The organism is Streptomyces sp. MP131-18 (assembly GCF_001984575.1).
In the GTDB taxonomy this organism is placed as follows: Bacteria; Actinomycetota; Actinomycetes; order Streptomycetales; family Streptomycetaceae; genus Streptomyces; species Streptomyces johnsoniae.
Window position 1 is genome coordinate 7006566 of sequence record NZ_LZNS01000001.1, and the last position, 7016, is coordinate 7013581.

The following is a 7016-nucleotide window of genomic DNA, read 5'->3' on the forward strand; positions in this document are numbered from 1 at the left end:
CGGCAAGGACGTCGGCGTCTTCGCCGGCCTGATCCACGGCGGGTACGGCAGTGGCTCGGCCGCAGCCCGCGACCTGGAGGGCTACCTCGGCAACGGCAGCGCGGGCAGCGTCGCCTCCGGTCGCGTCGCCTACACGCTCGGCCTCGAAGGCCCGGCCCTCACGATTGACACGGCCTGTTCCTCCTCGCTGGTCGCGCTGCACCTCGCCGCGCAGTCGCTGCGCGGCGGCGAGTGCGCCATGGCGCTCGCGGGCGGCGTCACCGTGATGGCGACCCCGGGCGCGTTCGTGGAGTTCAGCAGGCAGCGCGGGCTCGCGCCGGACGGCCGGTGCAAGCCGTTCGCCGAAGGGGCGGACGGCACCGGCTGGGCGGAAGGTGTCGGCATGCTGCTGCTTGAGCGGCTTTCTGACGCGCGGCGCAACGGGCATCAGGTGCTGGCGGTGGTCCGCGGTACCGCGGTGAACCAGGACGGGGCGAGCAACGGGCTGACGGCGCCGAACGGTCCGGCGCAGCAGCGGGTGATCCGTACGGCGCTGGCCAACGCGGGTCTGTCCGCGGCCGAGGTGGACGCGGTGGAGGCGCACGGCACCGGCACCACGCTGGGTGATCCGATCGAGGCGCAGGCGGTCATCGCCACCTATGGTCAGGGCCGTGATCCCGAACGGCCGCTGTGGCTGGGTTCGTTGAAGTCGAACATCGGGCACAGCCAGGCGGCGGCCGGGGTCGGTGGCGTCATCAAGATGGTGCAGGCCATGCGGCACGGCGTGCTGCCCAGAACGCTCCACATCGACCGGCCTTCCTCCCACGTCGACTGGGAGGCGGGGCATGTGCGTCTTCTCACCGAGGAGACCGCCTGGCCGGAGACCGGGCGCGCGCGGCGGGCCGCCGTCTCCTCCTTCGGCGTGAGCGGCACCAACGCCCACGCCGTTCTCGAACTCCCCGCCGAGACGGCCGCCGCATCCGACCACGGCGACGACGCGCGGCACCCGCTCCCGGCGCCCGTGCTGCTTTCGGCGCACACCGCCGACGCGCTGCCCGCCCAGGCCGCGCGGCTCGCCGGCCACCTCGCCGCCCACCCGGACCTGCGCCCGGACGATCTGGCGCACGCCCTCGCCGTCGGCCGGGCGGCCCTCGGCCACCGCGCCGCCGTGACCGTGCCGGACGGCGGGGACCGCACGCCGCTGCTCGCCGCACTGGACGCGCTGGCCGCCGGCGCCGACGCGCCGCACGTCGTGCGGGGCGCGCCGGACGGCGGCAAGCTGGCGTTCCTGTTCACCGGACAGGGCAGTCAGCGGCCCGGCATGGGCCTGGCCGCCGCCGCGCGGTTCCCCGCGTTCGGCGCCGCGTTCGACGCCGTCTGCGCGGAGTTGGACCGCCACCTGGAACGGCCGCTGCGGCAGGTCATCGACGAGGACCCCGCCGCGCTGGACACCACCGCGTATGCGCAGCCCGCGCTGTTCGCGGTGCAGATCGCGCTGTTCCGGCTGCTGGAGTCCTGGCAGGTGCGGCCCGACCACCTGCTTGGGCACTCCATCGGCGAACTCGCCGCCGCGCACGCCGCCGACGTCCTGTCCCTCGCCGACGCCTGCCTGCTCGTCGCCGCCCGCGGCCGGCTGATGCAGGCCCAGCGCGCCGACGGCGCGATGCTCGCGGTCCAGGCAGGCGCCGACGAGGCCGCGGCCTTCCTCGCCACGCGCGCGGAACGGCTCGCCCTTGCCGCCGTCAACGGGCCGCTGGCCGTCGTGCTGGCCGGTGACGCCGACGCCGTCGACGAGGCCGCCGCCCACTGGACGGCGGCGGGCCGCAAGACGAAGCGGCTGCGCACCTCCCACGCCTTCCACTCCCCGCACATGGACGGCATGCTCACCGAGTTCGCCGCCGTGGCCGAACGTGTCGCCTTCCACCCGCCGCGCATCCCCGTGGTCTCCGACGTGACCGGCACGGTCATCGACGGCGACGAACTGGGCAGTCCCGACTACTGGGTGCGGCACGCCCGGCAGGCCGTGCGGTTCGCCGACGGCATCACGCACCTGTACGCGCAGGGCACGCGCACCTTCCTCGAACTCGGCCCCGACGCCGTGCTGTCCGCCATGGGCGAGGACTGCCTGCCCGAGGCCCGCGACACCGCGTTCGTGCCCGCCCTGCGCGGCGGGCACGACGAGGCCGTGACGCTCGCCGCAGCGTTCGGCACCCTGCACGTGCGCGGCCACGCGCCCGACCGCGTCGCCTACTTCGCGGACCGCGGCGCGGACGCCCGCACGGCCGACGCCCGCACGGCCGACGCCCGCGCCGCGGCGCGGACGGACGCGCACGTGCGGGCCGTTCCCCTGCCCACCTACGCCTTCCAGCACCGCACCTACTGGCTCGCCCCCGGCGCGCCCGGCGCCGCGGCGGACGCGCACCCGCTGCTGCCCGACGCCGTCGCGTTCGCCGACGGCGACGGGCTGCTCCTCAGCGGGCGGCTGTCCACGGCCGACCAGCCGTGGCTCGGCGATCACACCATCCTCGGCACGCTCCTGGTGCCCGGCACCGCCCTGGTGGAGATGGCCTGGCACGCCGGGGATCTGGCGGGCTGCGACACCATCGAGGAACTGACCCTCGAAGCGCCGCTCCTCCTGCCGTCCGGCGGCGCCGCGGCACTGGCACAGGTCCGCGTCGGCGCCCCCGACGAGACCGGCCGCCGCCCGCTGACCCTGCACTCCCGCCCCGCCGCGGACACCGAAGCCCCGTGGACGCGGCACGCCACCGGCGTGCTCACCGCAGTCGGCGACGCCGTGGCCCCGCAGCCGGAGGCCGCGGCCTGGCCGCCGCCCGGCGCCGTTCCGATCGGAACGGACGACTTCTACGAGCGGTTCGCCGCCCGCGGATTCGACCTCGGCCCGGCCTTCCGCGGACTGCGCGCCGCCTGGCGCGACGGTGACGACGTGCTGGCCGAGGTATCTCTGCCCGAGGAGCACCTCGGCGACGCCGCCCGCTATGGCATCCACCCGGCGCTGCTCGACGCCGCCCTGCACGCGGGCGGCCTCGACACCCTCGATGAGTCCACCGGCCGGCTGCCGTTCGCCTGGCACGGCGTCACCCGCCAAGCGGCGGGCGCCACCGCGCTGCACGTCCGCCTGCGTGCCACCGGCTCGGACGGTGTCTCGGTGACCCTGACGGACCCCGAAGGACTGCCCGTCGCCAGCGTGGGCAGGCTCGTCACCCGCCGCATCGGCGCGGACCAACTCGCGCCGCGCCGGGGCTCCTTGCACCGCGTTGCCTGGCGGGCACTGCCCGCGGCCGGCCCCGCCGGTCCGGACAGCCCGGGCGGTCCGGGCGCCGAGGACCCGCAGGCCCGCTGGGCCACCCTCGGGGAGGAACGCCTCGCCGGCCTGGCGGGAACGGCCCACCACGCCGATCTCATGGCCCTCGAAAAGGCCGTCGCCGATGGCGCGCCCGTGCCGGATACCGTCCTCGTGTCCTGCGGACCCGATCCCGCGCTGTCCCTGCCGGATGCCGCGCACGACGCCGCGCACCGGGCGCTCGCCCACGTGCAGGCGTGGCCGGCCGGCCCGTTCGACGCCGCACGCCTCGTCCTGGTCACCCACGGTGCCACCGCCCCCGCGACCGCCACGGACACCGGCGACGCGGTCGGCGACCCGGCCGCGGCAACCGTTTGGGGCCTGGTCGCCTCCGCCCAGACCGAACACCCCGGCCGGTTCGTCCTCCTCGACGCCGAGGCGGACCTGCCTCTGGACCCGCGGCTCCTCGCCGCGGCACTCGCCTCGGACGAGCCGAGGCTCGCGCTCCGCGCGGGCACCGTGCACGTTCCGCGCCTCGTCCCCGCCGACGCGGAACGCCCAGCCACCGCGGAGGGGCCGCCCGCGCCCCGGCCCTGGGACCCCGACGGCACCGTCCTGGTCACCGGCGCGACCGGCGCCCTGGGGCAGGGGCTCGCCCGCCACCTCGTCACCGAACGCGGCGTGCGCCGCCTGCTGCTGGTCAGCCGTTCCGGCGGTGACGCCCCCGGCGCCGCGGAGCTGGCCGCGGAACTCACCGGGCTTGGCGCCACCGTCGACCTGCGTGCCTGCGACGTCGCCGACCGCGACGCGCTCGCCGTACTGCTCGCCGACGAACGCCACCACCCGCTGACCGCCGTCGTCCACCTCGCGGGCGTCCTGGACGACGGAGTCGTCGACGGCCTCACCCCGGCCCGGCTCGACGGCGTCCTCCGGCCGAAGGCCGATGCCGCCTGGCATCTGCACGACCTCACCCGGGACATGAACCTGTCGGCGTTCATCCTGTTCTCGTCCGCCGCGGGCGTCATCGGCGGCGCCGGGCAGGGCAACTACGCGGCGGCGAACGCGTTCCTCGACGCCCTGGCCCGCCATCGGCACGCCGCCGGGCTGCCCGCGCAGTCCCTCGCCTGGGGCGCGTGGGAGACCGGCATGGCGGGCGGCCTCGGCCGCGCCGACCGCGACCGGCTCGCCAGGTCGGGCGCCGTTCCGCTGACCGCCGCGCAGGGCATGGCGCTGTTCGACGCGGCCGGCGCCACCTCCGAACCCCACCTGGTGCCGCTGCGCCTGGACGCCATCGCGCTGCGCGCGGCCGAGTCCGTGCCGCCGCTGCTGAGCGAACTCGTACCCGCCCGCCCCCGGCGCGCCACCGCCGCCACCACCGCCGCTCCCGGCGCGGACGCCGAGGCCGCGGCGCTGCGGCGGAGCCTGACCGGGCGCACCCCGGACGAGCGGCACGACGTGCTGCTCGACCTGATCCGCGGCAAGGCGGCGCTCGCCCTCGGCCACGCGGGCCCCGACGCGGTGGACCCGGCCCGCGGGTTCACGCAGGCCGGGTTCGACTCCCTGGCCGCGGTCGACCTGCGCAACCGGTTGAACGAGGTCACCGGCCTGCGGCTTGCCTCCACCTCCCTGTTCGACCACCCCACGCCGGAGGCGCTGGCCCGCCACATGGCCACCGAACTCGCCTCGCTCCTCGACGCGGCGGCCACGCCCGCGGCGCCGGCCCGCCGGGCGCCGACGCCCGCCGCCGGTCTCGACGCCCTGGAAGCCGCCCTGGGCGCCCTGCCCGTCGAGGAAGTCGGCGACGAGGAACGCCTCGCCGTCGCCGACCGGCTCGAACGGCTGCTCGCCAGGTGGCGGCCCACCGGCGGTGCCGCCGCCGGAGGGGCCACCGACGAGGCCATCGCCGACGCCACGGACGACGAGCTGTTCAACCTCATCAACAAGGACCTCGGCCTGTCCTGACCGTCCCCGCCTGCACCCGCCCGGCTCCCGCCCGAAGAGGACCGATGTCGAACGAAGAGAAGCTCCGCGACTATCTGAAGCTGGTCACCACCGACCTGCGCCGTACCCGCGAGCGGCTGCACGACGTCCAGGCGGCGGACCGGGAACCCATCGCCCTCGTCGGCATGGGGTGCCGCTACCCCGGCGGAGTACGTACTCCCGAGGACCTGTGGCGGCTGGTATCGGAAGGCCGCGACGAGATCACGGACTTCCCCGCCGACCGCGGCTGGGACATCGAGGCCCTCTACCACCCCGACCCCGACACGCCCGGCACCTCCTACACCCGCAGGGGCGGATTCCTCAGCGACGTCGGCGACTTCGACGCCGAGTTCTTCGGCATCAGCGCGCGCGAGGCGCTGGCCATGGACCCGCAGCAGCGGCTGTTGCTGGAGACCTCCTGGGAGGCCATGGAACGCGCCGGGATCCGCCCCGATTCGCTCCGCGGCGAGGCGGTCGGCGTCTTCGCCGGAGTCGCCTACAGCGACTACGCCACCGACCTCGCGCACACCCCCGCCGAACTGGAGGGCTACCTCGGCAGCGGCCGTTCGGGCAGTGTCGCCACCGGCCGCATCGCCTACACCTTCGGCTTCGAGGGCCCCGCCGTGACGGTCGACACGGCCTGCTCCTCGTCCCTCGTCGCCATCCACCTGGCCTGCCAGGCGCTCCGCAAGCGCGAATGCTCGATGGCGCTGGCCGGCGGCGCCACCGTGATGGCCACCCCCGGCATGTTCGTGGAGTTCAGCCGTCAGCGCGGGCTCGCCCCCGACGGCCGGTGCAAGGCGTTCGGGGCGGGCGCGGACGGCACCGGCTGGGCCGAGGGCGTCGGCGTGCTGCTGCTCGAACGGTTGTCGGACGCGCGGCGGAACGGCCATCGGGTGCTGGCGGTGTTGCGGGGTTCGGCCGTCAACCAGGACGGCGCGAGCAGCGGGCTCACCGTCCCCAACGGGCCCTCCCAGCAGCGCGTCATCCGCGCCGCACTGGACAACGCCGGTCTGGTCCCCGGCGACGTGGACGCCGTCGAGGCACACGGCACCGGCACCACACTCGGCGACCCCATCGAGGCCCAAGCGCTCATCGCCACCTACGGCCAGGAACGTGAGACCGAACGGCCGCTGTGGCTCGGCTCGTTGAAGTCCAACATCGGCCACACGCAGGCCGCCTCCGGGGTCGCGGGCGTCATCAAGATGGTCGAGGCCATGCGCCGCGGCACGCTACCGCCCACCCTGCACGCCGACGAGCCGACCAGCCACGTCGACTGGGACGCGGGCGCCGTGCGCCTCCTCAGCGACGAGACGGCGTGGCCCGAGACCGCCCGCCCGCGCCGCGCCGCCGTGTCGTCGTTCGGCGTCAGCGGCACGAACGCCCACGTCGTGCTCGAACAGGCCCCGCTGGACGACGGCTCCGACGCCGACGCCACGCCGGAAGCGGCGACGGAGCCCCCGGTCACCACCCCACTCGTCCTGTCCGCCAGGACCGAGCCCGCCCTGCTCGCCCAGACGGAACGCGTCCGCGGCATCATCGGCGCCGGTGCACCGGACTCGGCCGCCCTCAGGGATCTCGGATTCTCCCTGGCCACCGGACGCTCCGCCTTCGACGAACGCGCGGTGCTGATCGGCGAGGACGAAATCCGCGGACGCGTGGTGAGCGGCGCCCGCCGCCCGGTGTTTGTGTTTCCTGGTCAGGGGTCGCAGTGGGTGGGGATGGGTGTGGAGTTGTGGGGGGAGTCGGAGGTGTT

General features: G+C 75.8%; 2 protein-coding genes. Both read left to right on the forward strand.

All coding sequences use genetic code 11. The annotated features are described in order from the left end of the window. Positions 1-5242 (forward strand): type I polyketide synthase (locus STBA_RS38130; protein ID WP_171987826.1); only part of this gene is annotated, 5242 nt, incomplete at its 5' end. 44 nt (positions 5243-5286) lie between these two features. Next, on the forward strand, positions 5287-7016 hold a 1730-nt coding region (locus STBA_RS31225; protein WP_171987827.1), incomplete at its 3' end, for a beta-ketoacyl synthase N-terminal-like domain-containing protein.